General features: G+C 68.6%; 20 protein-coding genes and 1 tRNA gene. 14 read left to right on the top strand and 7 right to left on the bottom strand.

Annotation, left to right across the window (positions count from 1 at the left end; genetic code table 11):
- Positions 1-98: 98 nt before the first annotated feature.
- The 8 genes from ACFU8W_RS06360 to ACFU8W_RS06325 all read left to right on the top strand — a co-directional run bounded on the left by ACFU8W_RS06360 (position 99) and on the right by ACFU8W_RS06325 (position 9,077).
- Positions 99-845 (top strand): YcnI family protein, encoded by a 747-nt coding sequence (locus ACFU8W_RS06360; protein WP_384032725.1) that lies wholly within the window; start codon positions 99-101, stop codon positions 843-845.
- Positions 846-987: 142 nt separating this feature from the next.
- Positions 988-1,641, top strand: a complete 654-nt coding sequence (locus tag ACFU8W_RS06355; RefSeq protein WP_384032724.1) for an SCO family protein — start codon at positions 988-990, stop codon at positions 1,639-1,641.
- A complete protein-coding gene (locus tag ACFU8W_RS06350) occupies positions 1,638-2,087 on the top strand; it encodes a copper chaperone PCu(A)C (RefSeq protein ID WP_384032722.1) in 450 nt (149 codons plus the stop codon). The genes ACFU8W_RS06355 and ACFU8W_RS06350 overlap by 4 nt, the downstream gene beginning before the upstream one ends.
- A 14-nt stretch (positions 2,088-2,101) precedes the next feature.
- On the top strand, positions 2,102-4,048 hold the full coding sequence (locus tag ACFU8W_RS06345) for a copper resistance protein CopC (protein WP_384032720.1): 1,947 nt from the start codon (positions 2,102-2,104) through the stop codon (positions 4,046-4,048).
- Between the two features lie 8 nt (positions 4,049-4,056).
- On the top strand, positions 4,057-5,367 hold the full coding sequence (efeB, locus tag ACFU8W_RS06340) for an iron uptake transporter deferrochelatase/peroxidase subunit (protein ID WP_384032718.1): 1,311 nt from the start codon (positions 4,057-4,059) through the stop codon (positions 5,365-5,367).
- 27 nt (positions 5,368-5,394) lie between these two features.
- Entirely contained in the window at positions 5,395-6,330 is a 936-nt protein-coding gene (pheA, locus tag ACFU8W_RS06335; protein ID WP_384032716.1) for a prephenate dehydratase, read from the top strand.
- Between the two features lie 663 nt (positions 6,331-6,993).
- On the top strand, positions 6,994-8,283 hold the full coding sequence (gene serS, locus ACFU8W_RS06330; protein ID WP_266983610.1) for a serine--tRNA ligase: 1,290 nt from the start codon (positions 6,994-6,996) through the stop codon (positions 8,281-8,283).
- The gene (locus ACFU8W_RS06325) at positions 8,280-9,077 is read left to right on the top strand and encodes an HAD family hydrolase (RefSeq protein ID WP_384032714.1); all 798 of its coding nucleotides are present in this window, start codon (positions 8,280-8,282) and stop codon (positions 9,075-9,077) included. The genes serS and ACFU8W_RS06325 overlap by 4 nt, the downstream gene beginning before the upstream one ends.
- 111 nt (positions 9,078-9,188) lie before the next feature.
- Here the strand turns inward: ACFU8W_RS06325 and ACFU8W_RS06320 are convergent.
- The 6 genes from ACFU8W_RS06320 to ACFU8W_RS06295 all read right to left on the bottom strand — a co-directional run bounded on the left by ACFU8W_RS06320 (position 9,189) and on the right by ACFU8W_RS06295 (position 14,224).
- Positions 9,189-9,276 (bottom strand) — tRNA-Ser (locus ACFU8W_RS06320).
- Between the two features lie 321 nt (positions 9,277-9,597).
- A complete protein-coding gene (locus ACFU8W_RS06315) occupies positions 9,598-10,293 on the bottom strand; it encodes a hypothetical protein (protein ID WP_384032712.1) in 696 nt (231 codons plus the stop codon).
- Positions 10,294-10,594: 301 nt separating this feature from the next.
- A complete protein-coding gene (locus ACFU8W_RS06310; RefSeq protein WP_384032710.1) occupies positions 10,595-11,314 on the bottom strand; it encodes an ABC transporter permease in 720 nt (239 codons plus the stop codon).
- Positions 11,315-11,344: 30 nt separating this feature from the next.
- Entirely contained in the window at positions 11,345-12,256 is a 912-nt protein-coding gene (locus ACFU8W_RS06305; protein WP_384032709.1) for an ABC transporter ATP-binding protein, read from the bottom strand.
- Positions 12,253-13,161, bottom strand: coding sequence for an ABC transporter permease (locus tag ACFU8W_RS06300; RefSeq protein ID WP_384032707.1), 909 nt, complete (start codon positions 13,159-13,161; stop codon positions 12,253-12,255). Before ACFU8W_RS06300 ends, ACFU8W_RS06305 begins: the two co-directional genes overlap by 4 nt.
- Positions 13,151-14,224, bottom strand: a complete 1,074-nt coding sequence (locus ACFU8W_RS06295) for an ABC transporter ATP-binding protein (protein ID WP_384032705.1) — start codon at positions 14,222-14,224, stop codon at positions 13,151-13,153. The genes ACFU8W_RS06300 and ACFU8W_RS06295 overlap by 11 nt, the downstream gene beginning before the upstream one ends.
- 215 nt (positions 14,225-14,439) lie before the next feature.
- Between ACFU8W_RS06295 and ACFU8W_RS06290 the strand changes: the two genes are divergently transcribed.
- The 6 genes from ACFU8W_RS06290 (at position 14,440) to ACFU8W_RS06265 (ending at position 20,920) form a co-directional block, all read left to right on the top strand.
- Positions 14,440-15,291: a M24 family metallopeptidase gene (locus ACFU8W_RS06290; protein ID WP_345512646.1), complete on the top strand. Its 852-nt coding sequence runs from the start codon at positions 14,440-14,442 to the stop codon at positions 15,289-15,291.
- A complete protein-coding gene (locus ACFU8W_RS06285; RefSeq protein ID WP_384032703.1) occupies positions 15,288-17,069 on the top strand; it encodes an SDR family oxidoreductase in 1,782 nt (593 codons plus the stop codon). Before ACFU8W_RS06290 ends, ACFU8W_RS06285 begins: the two co-directional genes overlap by 4 nt.
- Positions 17,066-18,040, top strand: coding sequence for a MerR family transcriptional regulator (locus tag ACFU8W_RS06280; protein WP_384032701.1), 975 nt, complete (start codon positions 17,066-17,068; stop codon positions 18,038-18,040). The genes ACFU8W_RS06285 and ACFU8W_RS06280 overlap by 4 nt, the downstream gene beginning before the upstream one ends.
- Positions 18,041-18,187: 147 nt before the next feature.
- Positions 18,188-18,730 carry an RNA 2'-phosphotransferase gene (locus ACFU8W_RS06275; RefSeq protein WP_384032699.1) on the top strand — a complete coding sequence of 181 codons (543 nt, stop codon included), beginning with the start codon at positions 18,188-18,190 and terminating at the stop codon, positions 18,728-18,730.
- A gap of 286 nt (positions 18,731-19,016) precedes the next feature.
- Positions 19,017-19,913, top strand: a complete 897-nt coding sequence (locus tag ACFU8W_RS06270) for an LLM class flavin-dependent oxidoreductase (protein ID WP_384032697.1) — start codon at positions 19,017-19,019, stop codon at positions 19,911-19,913.
- 140 nt (positions 19,914-20,053) lie between these two features.
- On the top strand, positions 20,054-20,920 hold the full coding sequence (locus tag ACFU8W_RS06265) for a Cof-type HAD-IIB family hydrolase (RefSeq protein ID WP_384032695.1): 867 nt from the start codon (positions 20,054-20,056) through the stop codon (positions 20,918-20,920).
- 30 nt (positions 20,921-20,950) lie between these two features.
- On the opposite strand, the gene ACFU8W_RS06260 is transcribed toward ACFU8W_RS06265, so the two are convergent.
- Positions 20,951-22,657 (bottom strand): GAF domain-containing sensor histidine kinase, encoded by a 1,707-nt coding sequence (locus tag ACFU8W_RS06260; RefSeq protein ID WP_384032693.1) that lies wholly within the window; start codon positions 22,655-22,657, stop codon positions 20,951-20,953.
- Positions 22,658-22,724: the final 67 nt, after the last annotated feature.

Below are 22,724 nucleotides of genomic sequence, written 5' to 3'. Positions count from 1 at the left end.
GCACGCACTCCGCACGTGAGGAAGAGGTGTCGCGACGCCGTCGCGCACCTGCGCGGCGGACCACCTCTCCTTCCTGCTTCTGTGGAGTGATTCCTGCCATGAACGTTTCCCGCATCGCCCTGGTCGGCGGCGCCGCCGCGTCCACCGTGCTGATCCTCGCCGGTACCGCCTCCGCGCACGTCAGCGTGCAACCGCAGGGCGAGGCAGCCAAGGGCGGCTACGCCACGATCAACTTCAAGGTCCCCAACGAGCAGGACAACGCCTCGACGACCAAGCTCGAGGTCAACTTCCCGACCGATCACCCGCTGGCCTCCGTGATGCCGCAGCCGGTGCCCGGCTGGAAGATCGACGTCACCAGGAGCAAGCTGGCGAAGCCGCTGGACATGCACGGCCAGAAGATCAACGAGGCCGTCTCCAAGGTCACCTGGACCGCCGAGGGCAGCAAGAACAGCCTCGGCATCCGCCCGGGCGAATTCCAGCAGTTCCCGCTCTCCGTCGGCCAGCTCCCCGAGGACGCCGACCAGCTGGTCTTCAAGGCCATCCAGACGTACGACAACAAGGACGTCGTCCGCTGGATCGAGGAGCAGAAGGAGGGCGCCGAGGAGCCCGAGAGCCCGGCTCCCGTCCTCAAGCTGACCGCCGCGACCACCGACGAGCACGGCAGCACCGCCGACGACAAGAGCGGTGCGGCGACCGCCGACGAGGCGAAGGACAAGCGCACGGAGGCTGCTTCCGCCTCGTCCTCCAGTGACACCACCGCGCGTGTCCTCGGGGTGGTCGGCATCGTCATCGGCATCGCGGGGGTGGCCTTCGGCGTCCTCGCAGGCCGCCGCCGCACCGCCTGAGACCCCCGGCCCCTTCTTTCGGATCAAGCCGCTCTCCGGACCGGACCGCAGACGCGCGGTCCCGGCCCCAGGGGCTCGGCCTGATCCGGAAGAGGGCCCGGAGACCCACCGTTTTCACCGACCCACCAGGAATCAGCGATCCATGCGTAAGAAAACTGTGCTGGTTGCGGCGTTCGTCGCCACGGCCGCACTCACCCTGTCGGCCTGCGGCAGCAGCGACGACAAGGCCGGGAAACCCATCGCCGATGTCTCCGCCGAGGCGAAGACCAAGGCCGCGACGGTACTCGACCAGCCGTTCACCAAGCCGAATCTCGTCCTGACCGACACCCACGGCAAGAAGTACGACCTGCGTGAGCAGACCAAGGGCAGGCCGACACTCATCTACTTCGGCTACACCAACTGCCCTGATGTCTGCCCGCTGATCATGAGCAACATCGCCATCGCCAAGAAGTCCCTGCCCAAGGCCGACCAGGACAAGCTCCGGGTCGTCTTCGTCACCACCGACCCCGAGCGGGACACTCCGTCCTCGCTGGGCAGCTGGCTCAAGGCCCAGGACGCCTCCTTCATCGGCCTCACCGGCGACTTCCCGACCATCCAGGCGGGCGCACGCCAGATCGGCATCGGCATAGACCCGCCGAAGAAGGAGAAGGACGGCACGGTCGTCTCGATGCACGGGTCGCAGGTCATCGCGTTCTCCCCGAAGACCGACAAGGGGTACGTGCTGTACAGCGAGGACACCTCGCCCGACGACTACACCAAGGACCTCCCCAAGATCATCAAGGGGGAGGCTCCGTGAACCGCCGCACCACCCTCGCCGGCGCCCTCGCCCTCACCACCGGGCTGGCGCTTGCGGGATGCTCGGCCTCGGACAGCAAGCCCGAGCTGAAGGTGACCGGCGCGTTCATGCCGCAGCCCGTCAGCGACATGGCGGCGGGCTTCCTCGTCGTGCGGAACACCGGCGGCAGCTCCGACCGGCTCACATCGGTCACCAGCCCGCTCTCGGACTACGTCACGATCCACGAGACGAAGAACCAGACGATGCGCATGGTGACGTCCTTCGAGGTGCCCGCCGGCGGCGAGCTGGATCTGGAGCGCGGCGGGAGCCACATCATGTTCACCGCGCTCAAGGAGCAACCCAAGCAGGGCGAGACGGTGACCATGGAGCTGCACTTCGAGAAGGCCGATCCCATCAGGATCGACCTTCCCGTGAAGGAGACCACCTACAACCCGAAGAAGCAGTGAGGTACTGACACACCATGACAGCCACCGCCCCGCACTTCGGGCCGTCCCCGTCCGTGCCCCCGATGCGCCGGCCACTCGCCGCGGCCGCACTCCTCGCCGCGCTCGTCACCATGGTGGCGGGCCTGCTGCTGGGCGGCGCGGCACCCGCATCCGCACATGCCGCACTCACCGGGAGCGATCCGCAGGACGGGGCGGTGGTCGCCACCGCCCCCAAGGAGGTCACGCTCACCTTCTCCGAGCAGGTCGCCATGGGCGACGGTTCCATCCGGATCCTGGACCCCGGCGGCAAGCGCGCCGACACCGGTGCGGCTCCGCGTGATCTGCAGAGCGGCTCCACCGTGAAGTATGGCGTCACGCTCCACTCCGGGCTGCCCGACGGTACCTACACCGTGGCCTGGCAGGCAGTCTCCGCGGACAGTCACCCGATCTCCGGTGCCTTCACCTTCTCCGTCGGGGCCCCCTCGGAGACCACCGTCGCCCTCCCCTCGAACGAGGCCGGCGGTGGCCTGGTCGGCGCGCTCTACGACATCGCGCGGTACGCCGCGTACGCCGGGTTCATCGTGCTGGCCGGTGGCGCGGCCTTCGTCCTGGCCTGCTGGCAGCGCGGGGCGGGCGCGCGCCCGCTGCAGCGTCTGGTCGTGCGCGGCTGGCTGACCCTCACCGCGGCCACCCTGGCCATGCTGTTGCTGCGGAGCCCGTACACAGGCTCCGGGAAGCTCGCGGACGCCTTCGACCTGGACGGCCTGAAGGCCGTGCTCGAAACCAAACCCGGGGCTGCGTTGGTCTCACGGCTGCTGCTGCTCGGGGCCGCCGCGCTCTTCATCGCCGTCCTGTTCGGGGCGTACGCGAAGCGCGAGGACGAGCGGGAGAAAAAGGACCTCACGTTCGGACTGGCCATCGGCGGCACGGTCATCGCCGCCGGGATCGCCGCGACGTGGGCGCTCGCCGAGCACGCCTCGACCGGGATCCAGCCCGGCATCGCCATGCCGGTCGACGTGCTGCATCTGCTCGCTGTCGCCGCCTGGCTGGGCGGACTCGCGGCGCTCCTGGTCGCGCTGTACCGGACGCCGGACATCGGAGCCACGGCGGTACGGCGCTTCTCCCGTATCGCGTTCGGCAGCGTGCTCGTGCTCACCGCGACCGGGCTCTACCAGTCCTGGCGCCAGGTGGGCTCCTGGTCCGCGCTCACGGGCACGGGGTACGGACAGTTGCTGCTCGTGAAGGTGGGACTCGTCGCCGTACTGGTCGGGGTCGCATGGATCTCGCGGCGATGGACGGCTCGGCTGACCGAGGTCCCGACCGAGGCCGGGACCGCAGTGGACCCCCAGATGGACGCGGATGCCTCCGCCGAGGTGGAGGGCGAACCCGCGGACGAGTCCGAGGACCCGTCACGGGTCGCCCAGCTCGCCCGGCAGAAAGCCGCTGTGGCCACCGCCACCAAGAAGCGGATCCGCGATGCCGACCCCGAGCGGTCCGGACTCCGCCGCTCCGTGCTGGCGGAAGTGGGCGTCGCGGTGGCGCTGTTGGCAGTGACGACCGTACTGACCTCCACCGAACCGGGACGCACCGAGGAGGAAGCGGCCCGCGCCTCGACCGGCGCATCCGCGCCCGCGACCGCAGGACCCGTCACGCTGAGCCTGCCGTTCGACACCGGAGGCCGGAACGGCAAGGGCACAGTCCGGATGGACATCGACCCCGGCCGCACCGGCGCCAACGGGCTCCACCTCTGGATCGACGGACCCGACGGACAGCCCCTGGACGTCCCCGAGGTGAAACTCGCCTTCACCCTGAAGTCCAAGGACATCGGGCCACTGCCCGTCGTTCCCGACCGGCTCACCGAGGGGCACTGGACGGCGAGCGGCATCCAGATACCGATAGCGGGCGACTGGAAGGTCGCGGTGACGGTCCGTACGTCGGACATCGATCAGACCACCATCGGCAAGAACATCAAGATCGGCTGAGCGGGATCGTGAGCACAGACAGCAAGAAGATCGGAAACAACGGGGAGAGCTCCACCGGCGAGCTCTCGCGGCGGCGGTTGCTCGGCAGCGTGGGTGCAGCCGGTGCGACCGGACTGATGCTGGGCTCGACGGGTGGTGCGATCGGCTATGCCACGGCACGCCCCGACGAGCCGACGGCACTGACGACGGTCGGCTCGACCGAGGAAATGTTCCACGGGAAACATCAACCGGGGATCACCACTCCGCTTCAAGCACGCGGCCATCTCATCGCCTTCGACCTGGCACCCGGCACCGGGCGGAAGGAAGCCGCCGCCCTGATGCGCCGCTGGTCGACCGTGGCCCAGCGCCTGATGGCCGGCGAACCCACCAGTGGGGGCAGCGCGGACGGCACGACACACGACACCGGGATCGCGCTGGACGCCGGACCGTCCTCTCTGACCGTCACCTTCGGCTTCGGACGCACCTTCTTCGAACGCACGGGCCTGGTGGCTCATCGGCCGCCGGGGCTCGACCCACTGCCGCCGTTCTCCTCCGACCGGCTCGACTCCAAGCGCTCGAACGGGGACCTGTGGGTGCAGATCGGTGCCGACGATGCTCTCGTCGCCTTCCACGCACTGCGCGCCATCCAGAAGGAGGCCGCCACGACGGCCGGGGTCCGCTGGCAGATGAACGGTTTCAACCGGACCCCCGGCGCCACGGCCGCGCCGGCAACCGCCCGCAATCTGATGGGACAGATCGACGGCACCGGGAACCCGAAACCCACGGAGAGCGACTTCGACCGGCGCATCTTCGTACCGTCTCAGCCGAAGACCGGCGACGAGGCGAAGTACGCCTGGCTGGCCGGTGGCTCCTACGCGGTCGTACGGCGGATCCGGATGCTGCTCGACGACTGGGAGAAACTCCCGGCGGCGCAGCAGGAGCGGGTCATAGGGCGGCGCAAGTCGGATGGCGCGCCGCTGAGCGGTGGCACCGAGACCACCCCGATGGACCTCGACAAGGCGGGCCCCGACGGCAAGCTGCTGATCCCGGACAACGCCCACGCCCGGATCTCCTCCCCCGAGCGGAACAGTGGGGCTGCGATGCTGCGGCGCCCCTTCTCGTACCACGACGGCATCGCGGCCGACGGAACTCCCGACGCCGGGCTGCTGTTCATCTGCTGGCAGGCGGATCCGCTGAAGGGATTCGTGCCGGTGCAGCGCAAGCTCGACCGGGGCGATGCGCTGTCGCCATTCGTCCGGCACGAGGCAAGCGGCCTCTTCGCAGTGCCGGGCGGTGCGGCGAAAGGGGAATACGTGGGGCAGCGGCTCCTGGAGTCCTGAGCGGGCAAGGCGCATTAGGGTGACGGTATGTCCGCCACGCGCTACGCCTATCTCGGTCCCGAAGGCACCTTCACCGAGGTCGCCCTCCGTACGCTCCCGGAAGCCGCCACGCGTGAGCTTGTCCCGATGGTCTCCGTACCGGCGGCTCTGGACGCGGTACGGAGCGGGGCTGCCGCGGCCGCACTCGTACCGATCGAGAACTCCGTCGAGGGCGGCATCACCGCGACCCTCGACGAGCTGACGACCGGCGAACCGCTGATGATCTACCGCGAGGTGCTGCTCTCCATCACCTTTGCGCTGCTCGTGCGTCCCGGCACCAAGCTGTCCGACGTCAAGACGGTCACCGCGCACCCGGCCGCGCAGCCGCAGGTACGCAACTGGATGGCGGCCCATCTGCCGGAGGCCGTGTGGGAGTCGGCCGCGTCCAACGCGGATGGTGCGCGCCTGGTGCAGGAGGGGCGGTACGACGCCGCCTTCGCCGGCGAGTTCGCGGCGGCCACCTACGGTCTCGAACCGCTGGTGACGGAGATCCACGACGCCGAGAACGCGCAGACGCGCTTCGTGCTGGTGGGGCGCCCTGCCCGGCCCGCGGCGCCGACCGGTGCGGACAAGACGTCGGTGGTCATCTGGCTGGGCGACGACCACCCCGGCGCACTGCTTGAACTCCTCCAGGAATTCATGGTGCGCGGGGTGAACCTGATGCTGATCCAGTCGCGGCCGACCGGCGCGGGCATCGGGAACTACTGCTTTGCGGTCGACGCCGAAGGCCACATCGCGGACCGTCGCGTGGGGGAGGCGCTGATGGGGCTGAAGCGGATCTGCCCGAAGGTGCGGTTCCTCGGTTCGTATCCGCGTGCGGGGGTGGCGCCGGAGGACGTGCGACCGCTGCGCGACGGGACGTCGGACAGAGAGTTCACGGACGCGTCGGACTGGCTGGCCCGGGTCCAGGACGGCCGCACCTGACCGGGAACCGGACGATCGGGCCGATGGCCTTGCGTAACGGCCGGGGCTGACGACCTGTCCCAACGCCTGGGCCGATAGCGGGGTCGGCGTTTTTGGAACCGCTGCGTGCACACATCGCCGGTATTACCTGCCGATTTTCACAATCCACAAGAGTTATCCACAGGGCCGGTTCTCGGCCTGGGGACAAGTCGACACCACAGCACGACATGGTCGACAAATCGCCCCACTCGCCCACATCCACCCACAGAACTACAGGTCGCCCGTGTCACCTTAATTCCATTGATCAACTCCTTTGGGCGAGGAATTCTCACCCGAATGAGTGTGTGAAGCGAGTTTGAACGGGGAATCCATGACCCCTCATGCGGCTTTCGGAATGATCTCTTCCTGCGTCCACAGATCTCCCCCACAGCCTGTGGATAACCCTGGCGGACCCCCCTCCCCTGTGGACAAGCACCCCAACTCCCCCTGCGCGCATGACTGACACGTCAAGGATGAAAGCCCTTTCTGCCCCATTTGGGGGAATAGGAGCTCCATATTGACGACCCGTGTCGAATCACAGGCGATGATCTTCCTCTCTTTTATCAATTCTGGCAATTCGGGCATAGTGACACGCTTGGCAATATCGGTTCGAGCTACGGAAGCGCACACCGGTAGCCTGGAGGGGTGATTGACCTTCGCCTGCTCCGTGAGGACCCCGACCGTGTTCGCGCCTCCCAGCGCGCCCGTGGAGAGGACGTCGCGCTCGTCGACGCCCTTCTCTCCGCCGACGAGCGGCGCAGGTCGTCCGGTGTCCGCTTCGACGAACTCCGTTCCGAGCAGAAATCGCTCGGAAAGCTCATCCCCAAGGCTTCTCCCGAGGAGCGCACCGAGCTGCTCAAGAGGGCCGAGCAGTTGAAGGCCGATGTCAAGGCGGCCGACGCGGCGCAGGACGAGGCCGACGCGGAGGCCAAGAGCCTGCTGCTGCAGCTCGGCAACATCGTCCACGAGGACGTGCCGGTCGGCGGCGAGGAGGACTTCGTCGTCCTGGAGACGCACGGCACCATCCGCGACTTCGGTGCCGAGGGCTTCGAACCCAAGGACCACCTGGAACTCGGCGAGGCGCTCGGCGCGATCGACATGGAGCGCGGCGCCAAGGTGTCCGGCTCACGTTTCTACTATCTGACGGGTGTCGGCGCGCTGCTGGAGCTCGCTCTCGTCAACGCCGCGATCGCGCAGGCCACCGAGGCCGGGTTCGTCCCCATGCTGACCCCCGCCCTGGTCCGGCCGCGCGCCATGGAGGGCACCGGCTTCCTCGGCCAGGCCGCGGAGAACGTGTACCACCTGGAGAAGGACGACTACTACCTGGTCGGCACCTCCGAGGTCCCGCTCGCCGCGTACCACATGGACGAGATCATCGACGCGGACAAACTGCCGCTCCGCTACGCGGGCTTCTCGCCGTGCTTCCGCCGCGAGGCCGGTACGTACGGCAAGGACACCCGAGGCATCTTCCGCGTCCACCAGTTCGACAAGGTCGAGATGTTCTCGTACGTCGACCCGGCGGACGCCGAGGCGGAGCACCGGCGTCTCCTGGACTGGGAGAAGCAGTGGCTGACCGGTCTCGAGCTGCCGTTCCAGGTGATCGACGTGGCCACCGGCGACCTGGGGGCCTCGGCCTCCCGGAAGTTCGACTGCGAGGCGTGGATCCCGACCCAGGGCAAGTACCGCGAGCTGACGTCCGCATCGAACTGCGACGGTTTCCAGGCGCGCCGCCTCTCCGTCCGGATGCGCGACACCCGCGACGGCAAGAAGGTCCTCCAGCCGCTCGCCACGCTGAACGGCACGCTCTGCGCCGTACCTCGCACGATCGTGGCGATCCTGGAGAACCACCAGTTGGCCGACGGTTCGGTACGCGTGCCCGAGGTGCTCCGTCCGTACCTGGGCGGGCGCGAGGTCCTGGAACCGGTTGCCAGGTGACCTTTCCGTACAAGCTCGTTGCCACCGACCTCGACGGGACGCTGCTGCGTAACGACGACACGGTCTCCGAGCGCACCCGCGCGGCACTGGCCGCCGCCACCGCGGCCGGCGCCGCGCACATCATCGTCACCGGCCGGGCTGTCCCGTGGACCCGGCACATCCTGGACGACCTGGGCTACCAGGGCATCGCGGTCTGCGGCCAGGGCGCGCAGGTCTACCACGCGGGCGAGCACAAGCTGCTGACGTCGCTGACGCTGGACCGCCAGCTCGCCGGCCTCGCCCTCTCCAAGATCGAGGCGGAGGTCGGGCCGCTGGCGCTGGCGGCGAGCCGCGACGGGCTCGACGGTGAGGTACTGGTCGGTCCCGGCTACCGCGTACAGGAAGGGCCCCTCCCTGCCGTCTTCGTGAAGGACGCGGTCGAGATGTGGTCCGCACCCCTGAACAAGGTCTACATCCAGCACCCGGAACTCGACGACGACGCACTGGCGAATGCAGCGCGTGGGGCCGTCGGCAACCTGGTGAACGTGGTCATGGCAGGCCCGGGCGTGGTGGAGATCCTGCCGCTGGGGCTGACCAAGGCGACCGGGCTCTCGCTGGCGGCGCGCCGGCTGGGTGTGAAGGCGGCGGACACGCTCGCCTTCGGTGACATGCCGAATGACATCCCGATGTTCGCGTGGGCGCAGCACGGGGTGGCGATGGCCAACGCGCATGACGACCTGAAGGCCGTCGCGCACGAGATCACCGCCTCGAACGAGGACGACGGAATCGCTGTGGTGCTGGAGCAGCTGCTCTAGGCAGCTCCGGGGTCCGCGCGAACACGGAGAATCACGGGCCGGGTGCAGGCATGCGCCCGGCCCGTGAGCCTGTACGGCCTCGGCACGGGGTTGTCCGTGCCGATATCTGTGCGGAGGATGCGCGGATCGAACGCGCGCGAGGTCAACAGCCCCGACCACGGCTTAGCAAGCCGCTGCCTTACCACTCGGCCAATCCTCCGGGTGGGCGGCCACGCGATGCGCGCAAAATAGCCGCCCCGGGCGTCCTGCTGGGAGCGGCTCAGCGGAGTGAAGTGATGGTTACTCCGGCGCCTGCTCCGGGCCGCCCTGGTGAGAACTCGACGGACTCGTACTCTCGGTCATCGTCGCGCTCCTCTCCCGGTCCTGTGGCGTACCTTCCTGATTCCTCAACCACTGTGCCTGGCGGGGTCCTTGTCCGCCACTCATTATTCGAGCGGCGACGACCGACGGGGAGTGCTCACTGTCCGCCCCCGGCCCTCGCATGCCTGGCCGTGGGCGGACAGCTGGTGTCGGATGGGGATCAGCGGCGTCTACGGTGGCGTCGCAGATCCTGGAGCTGACGGACGAAGTCGTCCATCCGCGCATCGATACGGACGATGTCCTCGGACATGTCCCCGAGCCGGACACTCATCGCGCCAACGACCCGATTCGTGGTTTCCAGCCTGCGGTCGAGGCTGTCGAGCCGGTGCGACATCCGGTTGAGTACCGGCCCGAGCTCCTGGAGCGCCGAATCGACTCCGGCCAGGCAGCTCTCGACGCGAGTGACCCGGCGGTCGAGCGAGGCGAGCCCTGTCCGCAGATCCTCCTCCGCACCCAGGAGGTAGGTACGGACGCATCGAGCGATGTCGCTGTCGCGAAGAAGCATGGCGACGTTGAGCACGGTCCGGCGGGTGAAGAGGGTAAGTCGAGTGGCCGCCCGTGGATAACTTTCGCCCTCTCGACCACCCCATAGGGACATCATGTCCCTATGGAAGTTTCGCAGCTCAGAGCCTCGCAGTAGTGTGAGGCCGTTCTCCTCCATCTCGCCACGATGGCGCTGGATCACCTTCTTGACGACCTCTGTGGATACTTCGAAGTAACGAGCCACATCCTCTGTGCGGACGTGAATTCCGTCAGGGAGCATGACAAGGCTCTTGACCTTGTCGAGGACGTCGACGCGCCCCATCTGCTCGAAGCGCAGCGCACGCGATTCGAGCAGGGCGACTTCCGTGGGCATGGGCATGCCTTCCGTTCGAGAAATCGGCAATGGACGGCCCTGTCCCCGGGCTTCAGGGGCGGAGGACGCTCACGGTTGCCACTCACCCAATGACCGACCCGGCCCGCACCCTCTCGCCGGAGCCGGAGTCGGCAATCCTCAAATTCACGAACGCTACGACGCCACGGATTCTCATTGCCTCCACGCCCCCTGAACAACGAACCGATAACCGCACAGTTACGCGTACGACTGTCCGTCCATGCGTCAACCCCCGCCCGAGGGGCAGGGGTTGACGGACGAAAGGGGCGGCAGAGCCCTTGGCTCACTCCTCGCCGGCGAGCTTCAGCGTGCGCAGCTTCTGGCCCGCGTACCACGTGGCGAGCACCGTGACAGCCGCCAGCAGAACCGTCGCGAGCGGCAGCCCGACCTCTGAGGTGATCGCGCCCTCCCCGCCGACCTTTTCGGCAAGCGCGAGCGACCACTGCTGCACGCTGAGCGTGCGCGCCCCGGGCACGAAGCTGCCGAAGAGCGCCTCCCACACCAACGCGTAGACCAGGCCGAAGACCACCGCATGCCTGCTGACCGTGCCGAGCAGCAGGAACAGCGCGCTGTACGCGACGGAGGCGACCAGCGCCGCGATGGTGTACGCCACCGCGATCTGCTGGCCGTTGCCATTGAGGATCATGCCCGCGACGAATGTCGGCAGGGCGGAGAAGACCATGGTCACCGCGATCGCCACGATCAGCTTCGTGAAGATGATCGTCGGCCGTTTCACCGGCTTGGCCAGCAGATAGACGATCGATCCGTCGTCGATCTCGGGGCCGATGGCCCCCGTACCGGCGATCACACCGATCAGCGGCACCATCGTGGCGATGGCGAAACCGCCCAGCACATTGGCGGCGACCTGGTCATCGGCCCCGGCGAACGCCCTTACCGCGACGGCGATGACGATCAGCAGCGCGGGCAGGACGAAGAGGATCGCAGCCCTGCGCCGGCCGAGCAGGGCCCGGTAGGTGAGCCGGGCGACTGTGGGGTTGTACATGACGCTTCACAGCTCCTTTCAGGCCGCTACTCAGGCCGCTACGAGATAGGAAAAGACCGATTCGAGGGACTCGTCGGACGGCGAGACGGTCAGCAGACGGATGCCGTGTTCATGCGCGACCTTCGGCAGCAGCGTGGTGAACCGTCCGAAGTCGACTGCCTGGATGCGCAGCGCCTGCTCGCTCAGGTCCACTTCGATCCCGGCCGTCGACGGGTCGGCGATGAGCGCGGCGGCGAGGGCGCGGTCGTCGCTGGACCGTACGAGATAGCGGTGCGGACGGTCCGTCATCAGGCGGCGGATCTTCCGGAAGTCACCGGACGCGGCATGCCGTCCGGCCACGATCACCTCGATGTGGGAGGCGAGTTGCTCGACCTCTTCGAGAATGTGGGAGGAGAACAGGACCGTACGGCCCTCGGCGCCCATCCGCCGCAGCAGCTCCATCAGCTGCATCCGCTGGCGCGGGTCCATCCCGTTGAACGGCTCGTCGAGGAGCAGCACGGACGGCTCGTGGACCAGCGCGGACGCCATCTTCACGCGCTGCCGCATGCCCTTGCTGTACGTGGCGATCTTGCGATCCTGCGCGTACTCCATCTCCACCGTTGCCAGCGCCTTCTGCGCGGCAGCCTCGTCGAGTCCCTGCAGTTCCGCGTTGGCGACGACGAATTCGCGGCCGGTGAGGAAGTCGTACATCGCCTCCCGCTCCGGGACGATGCCGATCTGCCGGTACACCTCCTCGTTGCGCCAGATCAGCGCGCCGTCGAGGGTGACCTTGCCGGTCGACGGTGCGAGGAACCCGGCCATCATGTTGATCAGCGTGGACTTCCCTGCACCGTTGGGGCCGAGCAGTCCGGTCACGCCGGGTCCCACGGTCATGCTCACGTCGTTGACGGCGACCACATTGCCGAACCAGCGCGAGGTGTGGTCGATCTCGATGGTGGTCACAGCCCGACCCTCCGGTAGCGGCGCATCAGTACGGCGTACGAGCCGGCGACGAGCGCGAGAACAGCGATCAGATACACCACACCTGCCCCGGCGTCCGGTCCTTCCCCTCCGGGGAAGTGGGAAGTGGCACCGAGGAACGCGGTCTGGACGCCGCCGATCAGCGTGATGGGGGAGAAGAGCCCCAGCCACTGCACGGCGCTCGCCGAGCCCGTCTCCCAGGCGATGGCCTGGACCGTGGAGACCGCTCCGTACGAGATGGTCAGGACGGCGATCACCGCGGCGACGCCGAAGCCGCGGCGCGGAGTCAGTGCGGCCATGACCAGGCCGAGCCCGGCGAAGAGCACGGAGAGCAGCGCCACCGACACCAGCCCCTGCCCGAACCACTTGGTCTGGTCGGCGAAGTCGAACTTCGCCAGCAGGGCACCCACGTACATCACCAGCAGCGGCGTCACGGTGAGGATGAACAGGGCCGATGCCATGGCGGTGTACTTGGCGACGACGTAGTCGACCCGCTCGATGGGCCGTGAGAAATACAGGGGAACGCTCTTGAAGCGGAGATCCCGGGAGACGGACTGCGGTGCCTGCGAGGCGATGAAGAGGCCGATGACGGCCTGCAGATAGATCGCGAAGTCCGTGTACTTCATCACGAGCTTGGTCGCGTTGGGCGTAGCCATCGCGACGGCCACGGTGATCAGCGCGACCAGGCACATCACGCCGAAGAGCAGCATCGGGAGCACCTTGGACTTTGCGGAACGCCCCAGTCCGAAGGAGCCCCGCAGCGACTGCGAGTAGAGGGAGCGGCGGGCATAGCCGCGGCCCAGGCGCGGGCCGTCGTAGGAGCGGTACCCGATGTTGTGGATCCGGGTGGTCTCGCGCCCGGTCACGGCCCCGGTCTCAGTGCTCATCGTGACCGCTCCCCTTCTGCTGTGCGGCTCCGGTCAGGACCGTCTCCGCGATCTCTGCGGCGCCTTCGGTACGGAAGACCTCGGCGATGTGGTGGCGCCGCTGTTCCATCCGTACGAGACCGAGTCCGAGTCCGGCGACGCTGTCGCGGACGATGTCGTACGTCTCCTCGCCGGTGGCCTCGATCAGCAGGATGTGACCGGCGCCGGGCAGACCGTCGGCCTCGATTCCGTCGCTGCCCAGCAGAGCGACACCGGCTGCCGTGAGCGCCCGGCGCAGTGCGCCCGTGCCGTCGGGGTGGGCGTCGCTGTCGGTGACCTCGACCGCGAGGGTCGTGGTGATCTGGGTGAAGTCGCTGGTGGAGCTGGAGCGCAGCAGCGCGCCGCCGTCGATGACGACGACATGGTCGCAGGTGCGCTCCAGTTCACCGAGGAGGTGGGAGGTCACCAGGACCGAGATGCCGAACTCGGTGTGGACCCGGCGGATCAGACCGAGCATCTCGTCGCGGCCGACCGGGTCCAGGCCGTTGGTCGGCTCGTCGAGGAGGACCAGCTGCGGGTCATGGACCAGCGCCTGGGCCAGCTTCACGCGCTGCTTCATGCCGGTCGAGTAGCCACCGATGGGGCGGTAGCGCTCCTCGTACAGCCCGACGTGGCGCAGCGTGTCGGCGGTGCGCTCACGCGCTGCCGTCGGCGGCAGTCCGGACATCCGCGCCATGTGGACGACGAACTCGGTGGCCGAGACGTCCGGCGGCAAGCAGTCGTGCTCGGGCATGTAGCCGACCCGTTCCCGGATGGCCGCGCCACTGGTGGCGACGTCCAGCCCGAGCACCGCGGCCCGGCCCTCGGTGGCGGGGGACAGACCCAGCAGGATCTTGATCAGTGTGGACTTGCCGGCTCCATTGGCGCCCACCAGGCCGGTTACACCAGGCCCGATGTCCAGGGAGAGCCGGTCAAGCGCGGTCACCCGGGGGAACCGCTTGCTCAGGCTTTCGGTCGCGATCACAGTCACGTCTTCAACGGTAGTGGCGCGGGCCACACCAGTCGTCAGACCAGGCGGTTGCATCGGCGTCAACCTGCAGTCGTACGGCCCCGTAGGGGGACCCCACGAAGGAGGACGACGAAGGTGAGGGTGGTGGCCGGGAGCAGGGTCGGCGCGGAGTGCTCGGGGAGTTGTCCACAGGTCTCTGCGCACCCCTTGACGCAGCCGCTGGACATTGTCACATTCATCAGTGTCACATTACGAGCACGTACCGCACACGGCATGGGACGGACGGTGGCATGGCCTCACCGGTGAAGGACGGACTGCCCCAGGAGCTCCAGGGGTTCAGAGAGGTGCAACGCCTCGCGTACACCTGCGCGGAGGCGGTCGCCGCACGGCTCGAACCGGGGGTGACGGAGCGCGAGGCGGCCCGTATGCAGCGGGAGTGGCTGCGTGAGCGGGGGGTCCGTGACTGGTTCCATCTCCCGTTCGCCTGGTTCGGGGACCGCACGGCTTTCGCCGGTTTCAAGGTGCCGCTGCAGTTCTTCCCGACCAACCGGAGGCTGGAGCCCGGGATGCCGTTCATCCTCGACATGGCTCCGGTGTACAAGGGGTTCACGGCGGACATCGGATATTCCGGCTGTCTCGGGCTCAACCCGTTGCACGACAAGCTCCTTGCCGATCTCGAGGTCCACCGCGCGCTGATCCTGGACGAGGTGCGCGAGCGGCGTTCGCTGCGCGAGATCTATGAGGACGTCGAGCGCCTGATGATCAGGCAGGGGTACGCCAACAGGCACCGCGCCTATCCCTTCGGCGTCATCGCCCACAAGGTCGACCGCGTCGCTGAGCGCCGCTGGTCACCGCGGCTGTTCGGGTTCGGTACGCAGTCGCTCAAGGGCCTCGTCAGCGATGCGGTGCACGGGCACAGGGACGGCTGGTCTCCGCTGTGGAGTCCGTACCGCTTCTCCGACCACCCGCCGCAGCCGGGGCTGTGGGCGGTCGAACCCCATCTCGGATTCCGGGGTACGGGCGCGAAGTTCGAGGAGATCCTGGTCGTCACCGATTCCAAGGACCCCGAGCAGAGCGCCTTCTGGCTGGACGACGATCTGCCGCATGTGCGGCGCTGGGCCGAGGAGAGGGTGGCGGCGTGAGTCTGCAGGATGTTCCGGGGTTCCGCGAACGCCGGGTACGTACGGGCGGGATCGAGCTGTGCGTCGCCGAACTGGGCGACGAGACGCGCCCGACGGTCGTGCTGGTGCACGGCTATCCGGACAGCAAGGAAGTCTGGACGCAGGTCGCGGCGCAGTTGGCCGAGCAGTGGCACGTCGTCCTGTACGACGTGCGCGGCCACGGCCGGTCGACGGCTCCGGAGCCGCTGCGTGGCGGATTCACCCTGGAGAAGCTCACCGACGACTTCCTGGCCGTCGTCGATGCGGTGAGCCCGGACCGGCCGGTGCACCTGGTCGGGCACGACTGGGGTTCGGTCCAGTCGTGGGAGTTCGTGACGGTCATGCGCACCGAAGGCCGGATCGCCTCCTTCACATCGATGTCGGGTCCCTCCCTGGACCACTTCGGTCACTGGATCAAGCAGCGGATGACGCGGCCCACCCCGCGCCGGGTCGGTCAGCTGCTCGGCCAGGGGGCCAAATCCTGGTACGTGTACATGCTGCACACGCCGGTGCTGCCGGAGCTCGCCTGGCGCGGTCCGCTCGGCAAGCAGTGGCCGCGGATGCTCCAGCGGATGGAGAAGGTGCCCGCGGGCGACTACCCGACACCGTCCCTGCCGAACGACGCCGCGCACGGTGCCTGGCTCTACCGGGACAACGTCCGCGCCCGGCTGCGCAGACCGCGCGCCGACGCGTACGCGCACGTGCCGGTCCAGCTGATCACGCCGACGGGTGACATCTTCCTTTCGGAGAAGCTGTACGACCAACTGGAGAGGTGGGTACCGCACTTGGTACGGCGCTCCCTGCCGGCCAAGCACTGGGTGCCGCGCACCCGCCCGGACCAGCTTGTCTCCTGGATCAGCGAGTTCGTCGCCGCCAACGAGTCGGCGCTGGAAGCCGGACGGCCGGCCCCGGACACCGCACCGACCGGGGCGTACGCCGACCGGTTCGGCGGTCAGCTGGTCCTGGTGACGGGCGCGGCGGGCGGTATCGGGCGGGCCACCGCGTTCGCGTTCGCGGAGGCGGGTGCCCGGGTGGTGGCCGTGGACCGTGACGCGGAAGGGGCTGCCAGAACGGCGGAGATGGCCCGCCTGATCGGCTCTCCCGCCGCCTGGGGCGAGGCGGTGGACGTCAGCGACGAGCAGGCGATGGAGAAGCTCGCCGCGAAGGTCGCCGCCGAGTACGGCATCGTCGACGTCCTGGTCAACAACGCCGGGATCGGGCTGTCCGGCTCCTTCCTGGAGACCACGAGCGAAGACTGGAAGAACGTCCTGGACGTCAATCTGTGGGGCGTCATCCACGGTTGCCGGATCTTCGGCGGGCAGATGGCCGAGCGCGGCCAGGGCGGTCATATCGTCAACACCGCGTCCGCCGCCGCGTATCAGCCGTCCCGGGCGCTGCCCGCGTACAGCACCTCCAAGGCGGCCGTGCTGATGCTCAGTGAGTGCCTGCGGGCCGAACTGGCCGAGCGGTCGATCGGGGTCAGCGCCATCTGCCCCGGCATCGTCAACACCAACATCACGGCGACCTCGCACTTCGCCGGGGTCGACGCCGATGAGGAGACGCGGCTGCGGAAGAGGACCAGCCGGCTGTACGGGCTCCGCAACTACCCGCCGGAGAAGGTCGCCGACGCGATCCTCGAGGCCGTGGCGCACAACCGGGCCGTGGTGCCGGTGACACCGGAGGCACGGGCCTCCCGCTTCCTGTCCCGGCTCAGTCCCGGCGCGCTGCGCGGGATCGCCCGGCTGAAGCCGCCTCTGTGAGCGGGGCCGGGCCGTCCGCGGCAACGACGCGTTCCGCTGCCGAGTACCGGATCGAGGACCTGGCGCATGCGAGCGGTGCCACGGTCCGCACGATCCGGGCCTATCAGGACCGGGGTCTGCTGCCGACGCCGGAGCGGCGCGGCCGGGCCAATGTGTACCGGGACACGCATCTCGCCCGGCTCCGGCAGATCGCCGACCTGCTGGACCGCGGTTACACGCTGGCCAGTATCAAGGAACTGCTGGAGGCGTGGGACGCGGGACGCGGGCTGGGCGGAGTGCTCGGGCTCGTCGCCGAGGTGCACGGCCCGTGGACGGACGAGCAGGCCGACCGGATCACCCTGGACGAGCTGCATGCGAAGTTCGGCGGTGTACAGGGCGACCAGGCGGTGGCCGAGGCGGTCGAGCTCGGCGTGCTGGAGCGCATCCCGGGCCGGGAGGACGAGTTTCTGGTACCGAGTCCACAAGAGCTCTCGGTAGCAGTCGAGTTGCATGCCGCAGGAGTACCTCTCATCGCAATCTCCGGTCATCTGCGGGAACTTCGCGGCCAGGTCGAGCACATCGCCTCCCGCTTCCTGGAGTTCACCACCGAGCATGTGTTCGCGCGCTATCTCGGCCATCGTCCACCGACGGACGCGGACGCGGCCGAGGCCGCCTCGCTGGTCCGTCGGCTCCGCCCGCTCGCCCAGCAGACAGTGGACGCGGAACTGGCTCGGGCCATGCGGACGTTCGCCACACGTCATCTGCAGCACCATCTCTGCGCGGACACACCGCTCACTCCGGGGCCCTCGACGAGCGAGCCGCGTTCTGTGCCACTGCCGCCGGAAACAATGCAGGCCGTACAGCGTCTGGTTGGTCCGCAGAACGTCGCAGCCTTTGTCGCCGCTGCCACTGAACGTGAGGTACATGCAAGAACATTGGACGCACTTGCTACATCGCACCACGAATCAGGGCGAATTTGTCAAAACGATTGATAGCGACGCCACTTGTCCACAGAATCGCCAATTCACCTGTGGATAACTACAGTTGGTTGTGGATCAAACCTGTGGACGAAAATCGTTGGTGCGAATCGTGAGCAAATTCCGATGCGCCGACGAGATCGCCACGGGCACTCTGTCCGGATGGATGAGAGACGTACCGTCAAGGTGTCCAAGTACCTCGCAAAGCATCTGCGGCACCAACCCGAGCGGATCGGGATCCGTCTCGACCCGAACGGCTGGGTGACGATCGACGAGCTCCTCCGGGCGGCGGCCAGGCACGGCTTCCCCATCACCCGTGCCGAGCTCGACCATGTCGTGGCCGCCAATGACAAACAGCGCTACGCGATCGAAGGTGACCGCATTCGGGCGAGCCAGGGCCACACCGTCCCGGTGGACCTCGGTCTGCCTCCGTCCCAGCCGCCCGCGTACCTCTACCACGGCACCGTGGGCCGCGCCCTCGACGCGATCCGCACCGAGGGGCTCCGCCCCATGAACCGGCTCCACGTCCACCTCTCGGCCGACCGTGAGACGGCTGCCCGCGTCGGAGCCCGACGCGGCAGGCCCGTGATCCTCTCGGTGGACGCGGGCGCGATGCACCGCGCCGGCCACCTCTTCTACGTCAGCGCGAACGGGGTCCGGCTCACCGACTCCGTACCACCGGAGTTCCTCCGCTTCCCCGGCTGAACCCGGCCCGGCCGCCTCCCCGGCCGCCGTCTGCCTGTCCCTCCCGCCCTCCCGGGGGTCCCGGATCCGCGTCGGCTCCCCGTCCCGACCGCACAGGTCCTTCGTCGAACTGATTGGCCCCGGCCATCACGGTTCAGGTGTTCCCGGACGACGAAGCGAAGATCACCGTCGAGGACATCGAGTGCACAAGGAGCTCGTCCCGCGCGGCACACGGTCGCCGTGGCTCGGCCGCAGCGTCTGCTGACGCGTCTCTGCTCGGCAGCTCTCCCGCCGTATGGTCGTATGTATGCGTCTGAGCACTGTAATTCTGCCGATTCACCGCTGGAGCGAGGGCCGGAAGGTCTGGCAGCGAGCCGAGGAACTGGGATTCCACGCCGCGTACACGTATGACCATCTGGCCTGGCGGAGCTTCCGCGACGGGCCGTGGTTCGGCGCGGTGCCGACCCTGACCGCCGCGGCGGCCGCCACCGAGCGGCTGCGTCTGGGCACCCTCGTCACCTCCCCCAACTTCCGGCACCCGGTCACCCTGGCCAAGGACCTCATCACGCTGGACGACGTCTCCGACGGACGGATCACCCTCGGTATCGGCGCGGGCGGCAACGGTTTCGATGCCACCACGCTGCGCAGGAGTGACGAGGAACCATGGACGCCGCGCGAGCGGGCCGACCACTTCGCCGAGTTCGTACCGCTCCTCGACCAGCTGCTGCGGGAGCCGTCCGTCACCTATGAGGGCGATTTGTACGTGGCGAACGAGGCCCGGAACGTACCCGGCTGTGTGCAGCTGCCCCGGCTGCCGTTCGCGGTGGCCGCGACCGGTCCGCGCGGGCTGAAGCTCGCCGCGCAGTACGGTCAGGCCTGGGTCACCACCGGCGACCCCAAGCTGTTCGAGACGGGCACCCCGGAGCAGTCCGTGGCTGCCATCCGCGGGCAGGTCAGCAAGCTCGGCACGGCCTGCGAGGCCATCGGCCGGGATGTCGCCGAGCTGGACAAGATCCTCCTCACCGGCTTCACCCCGGACCGCCCTCTGGAGTCCTTCGACGCGTTCGTGGACTTCGCGGGCACCCATTTCGAGCTGGGCTTCACGGAGATCGTCATCCACTGGCCGATCGCGGACTCCGACTTCGCGGCGAATGAGAAGGTCTTCGAGCGGATCGCCACCGAAGGGCTGTCCCAGCTCGGCTGACCCCCGCACACACACCACCGGCCACCTCACTCACCACCCCCGGCATATGCATCAGGCATGTTCTCCTGGTCAGGGGGGGCGCATCCTCACATGCGCGCCCCTCCGCACACCCGTGCACGCCCGTACGGGAGAATGGCCGGGTGACCTCAGCTATCGACTCGCCTCTGCCTCCCGCGCCCCGGCTGATCGCCACCGACCTGGACGGCACCCTGCTGCGCGACGACAAGACCGTCTCGGACCGCACGGTCGCGGCGCTGGCCGCGGCCGAGGAGGCCGGGATCGAGGTCTTCTTCGTCACCGGGCGCCCGGCCCGATGGATGGATGTCGTCAGCGACCACGTCCACGGCCACGGCCTGGCGATCTGCGCGAATGGCGCCGCGATCGCCGACCTGCACGCGGGCGGCAGGCTGATCAAGGTCCGCCCGCTGGAACGCGCCGCCGCCCTCGAAGTCGTCCACGCCCTGCGCGCGGCCGCTCCAGGCACCTCGTTCGCTGTCGAGCTATCCACCGGCATCAACTACGAACCGGCCTACCCGCCGTTCCATCTCGACCCGGGCGCCACCGTCGCCACTGCCGAGAAGCTCCTCCACGAAGAGACGCCGGGCGCCGGAGCCCCTGTACTGAAGCTCCTCGCACACCACGCCGAGCTGGCCCCGGACGACTTCCTCGCCATCGCGCACACGGCAGCCGGTGACCGGGCGTCCTTCACCCGCTCCAGCCCGGCAGCTCTGCTGGAGGTCAGCGGTCTCGGCGTCTCCAAGGCCAGCACCCTCGCGCTGTGCTGCGCCGAGCGCGGCATCTCGCCCGCCGAGGTCGTCGCCTTCGGGGACATGCCGAACGACGTGGAGATGCTGAGCTGGGCGGGCACCTCGTACGCGATGGGCAACGCCCACCCGGCCGCGGTGGCCGCCGCCTCCGGGCGGACCGTCACCAACGAGGAGGACGGCGTCGCGATCGTCATCGAGCGGCTCGTGGCCGAGCGCCGGAAGTACCGCAGCCAGAGCTGAAGGGCCCGGGCCCGCACGCCGACGAAGACCTCAGAGGGGTGCCTCCCACACCATGGTCGTGCCGCCCCCGCCCTCCCCGAGGCCCGGCCCGAACCAGCTCGACCCGCCCAGCGACTCCGCCCTGCGCGCCAGGTTCCGCAACCCGCTGCGCCGCCCGCCCTCCGGAATGCCCACCCCGTCGTCGGCGACCGACAGCCGCACCGCGTCGCGTCCGTCGGGCAGCGTGACGGTCGCATCGACGACCACGTCGATCAAGGACGCCTCGGCATGCCGGAAGGCGTTGGAGAGCGCCTCCCGCAGCGCCGCGATCAGGTTCTTGCCGGTCAGCTCGCCGACCAGCGAGTCGACCGGGCCGAGGAAGCGGTGCGACGGCTTGAAGCCCAGCGGGACGGCCGCCATGTTGATCTCGCGCAGGACGCGGGTCCGCAGCCCGGACGGCGCCTCAACCGGTTCCTGTTGCAACGCGAAGATCGCGGTGCGGATCTCCTGGATCGTCACGTCCAGTTCGTCCACGGCTCGCCCCACTCCGGTCTGCACCTCGGGCACGACCGACCCGCGCTGGGCACTCTCCAGCATCATCCCGGTGGCGAACAGCCGCTGGATGACCAGGTCGTGCAGGTCGCGGGCGATTCGGTCGCGGTCCTCGTAGACCGCGAGCCGCTCCCGGTCCCGCTGCGCCTCGGCCATCATCAACGCGAGCGCGGCCTGCGAGGCGAACTGTGTGGCCAGCGTCCGCTCTGTCTCGGTGAAGGGCCGGTCGCCCCGGGCGCGCGGGGTGGCGAGCGCGCCGAGCACCCGCCCACCGCTGTGCAGCGGCAGCAGCATGGTGGGGCCGAACTGGTGGGCCAGCCTGCTGATCACGCGGGATTCGGTGGCCGAGGCGTCCATGAAGACCGCCTCGCCGGCCAGCAGCTTCGCCACCACCGGGCTCTCCGGACCGATGATCACCCCGAGCGAGGCGGACGGGCTGTCGGCGGAGACGGCGACGATCTCCAGACCGCCCTCCTCGGTCGGCAGAAGCACGATCCCGGCAGCGGAGGCGGCGAGATGGCGGGCCTGTTCGGCGACGACGGCAAGCGCCTCGTCCGCGTCCCCGCCGGAGAGCAGCGCGGTGGTCACGGCCACCGATCCGTCGATCCACCGCTCGCGCTGGCGCGCCGCCTCGTAGAGCCGGGCGTTGCCGATGGCGATCCCCGCCTCCGTGGCGAGCACCCGCACCATGTGCAGGTCGTAGTCGTTGAACTCGCCCCCGCCTTCCTTCTCGGCCAGATAGAGATTGCCGAAGATTTCTCCCTGTACGCGGATGGGGACCCCGAGAAAGGTCCGCATCGGTGGATGGCCGGCGGGGAATCCGGCGAACCTCGGATCAGCTGTGAGATCTGCGAGCCGCACCGGTGCCGGGTCGTGGATGAGCGCGCCGAGCAGTCCCCTCTGCCCGTCGGGCCGGTGTCCGATCTCGGCTTCCACCGCCTCCGACACCCCGTATGTGAGGAAGTCGGAGAGTCCCTTGCCCTTGGTGTCGACGACGCCGATGGCGGCGTAGCGGGCATGGGCGAGTTCGGCAGCGGTCTCGCAGATCCGGTCGAGGGTGGAGTGCAGTTCGAGACCGGTGCCGACGGAGCGCATGGCTTCCAGCAGCTGCGGGACGCGGGCGGTGAGCTCGGTGGACAGGCCCTGCAGACTGCGGGTCGCCTGCGTCGCGGCTTCGAGTGAGTCCTTCGGGTCCGGCTCTGGCATACCCAGAGCCTAGTTAGTCCCTTTTGGGGAGGAAAGTGGGCCAATGGCCCGGCAAACCGCTCCGGCC

Origin of the sequence: Streptomyces sp. NPDC057565 (assembly GCF_042801455.1) — a bacterium.
Classification (GTDB): Bacteria; Actinomycetota; Actinomycetes; order Streptomycetales; family Streptomycetaceae; genus Streptomyces; species Streptomyces yanii.
This window is presented reverse-complemented; position numbering and strand designations above follow the sequence as displayed.

Bases quoted from the DNA above. Each gene is read 5' to 3' on its own strand.
- ACFU8W_RS06360 (WP_384032725.1), top strand. From the start codon at position 99: ATGAACGTTTCCCGCATCGCCCTGGTCGGCGGCGCCGCCGCGTCCACC.
- ACFU8W_RS06355 (WP_384032724.1), top strand. From the start codon at position 988: ATGCGTAAGAAAACTGTGCTGGTTGCGGCGTTCGTCGCCACGGCCGCA.
- ACFU8W_RS06345 (WP_384032720.1), top strand. From the start codon at position 2,102: ATGACAGCCACCGCCCCGCACTTCGGGCCGTCCCCGTCCGTGCCCCCG.
- pheA (WP_384032716.1), top strand. From the start codon at position 5,395: ATGTCCGCCACGCGCTACGCCTATCTCGGTCCCGAAGGCACCTTCACC.
- ACFU8W_RS06315 (WP_384032712.1), bottom strand. From the start codon at position 10,293: ATGCCCACGGAAGTCGCCCTGCTCGAATCGCGTGCGCTGCGCTTCGAG.
- ACFU8W_RS06310 (WP_384032710.1), bottom strand. From the start codon at position 11,314: ATGTACAACCCCACAGTCGCCCGGCTCACCTACCGGGCCCTGCTCGGC.
- ACFU8W_RS06300 (WP_384032707.1), bottom strand. From the start codon at position 13,161: ATGAGCACTGAGACCGGGGCCGTGACCGGGCGCGAGACCACCCGGATC.
- ACFU8W_RS06295 (WP_384032705.1), bottom strand. From the start codon at position 14,224: ATGCAACCGCCTGGTCTGACGACTGGTGTGGCCCGCGCCACTACCGTT.
- ACFU8W_RS06290 (WP_345512646.1), top strand. From the start codon at position 14,440: ATGGCCTCACCGGTGAAGGACGGACTGCCCCAGGAGCTCCAGGGGTTC.
- ACFU8W_RS06275 (WP_384032699.1), top strand. From the start codon at position 18,188: ATGGATGAGAGACGTACCGTCAAGGTGTCCAAGTACCTCGCAAAGCAT.
- ACFU8W_RS06270 (WP_384032697.1), top strand. From the start codon at position 19,017: ATGCGTCTGAGCACTGTAATTCTGCCGATTCACCGCTGGAGCGAGGGC.
- ACFU8W_RS06260 (WP_384032693.1), bottom strand. From the start codon at position 22,657: ATGCCAGAGCCGGACCCGAAGGACTCACTCGAAGCCGCGACGCAGGCG.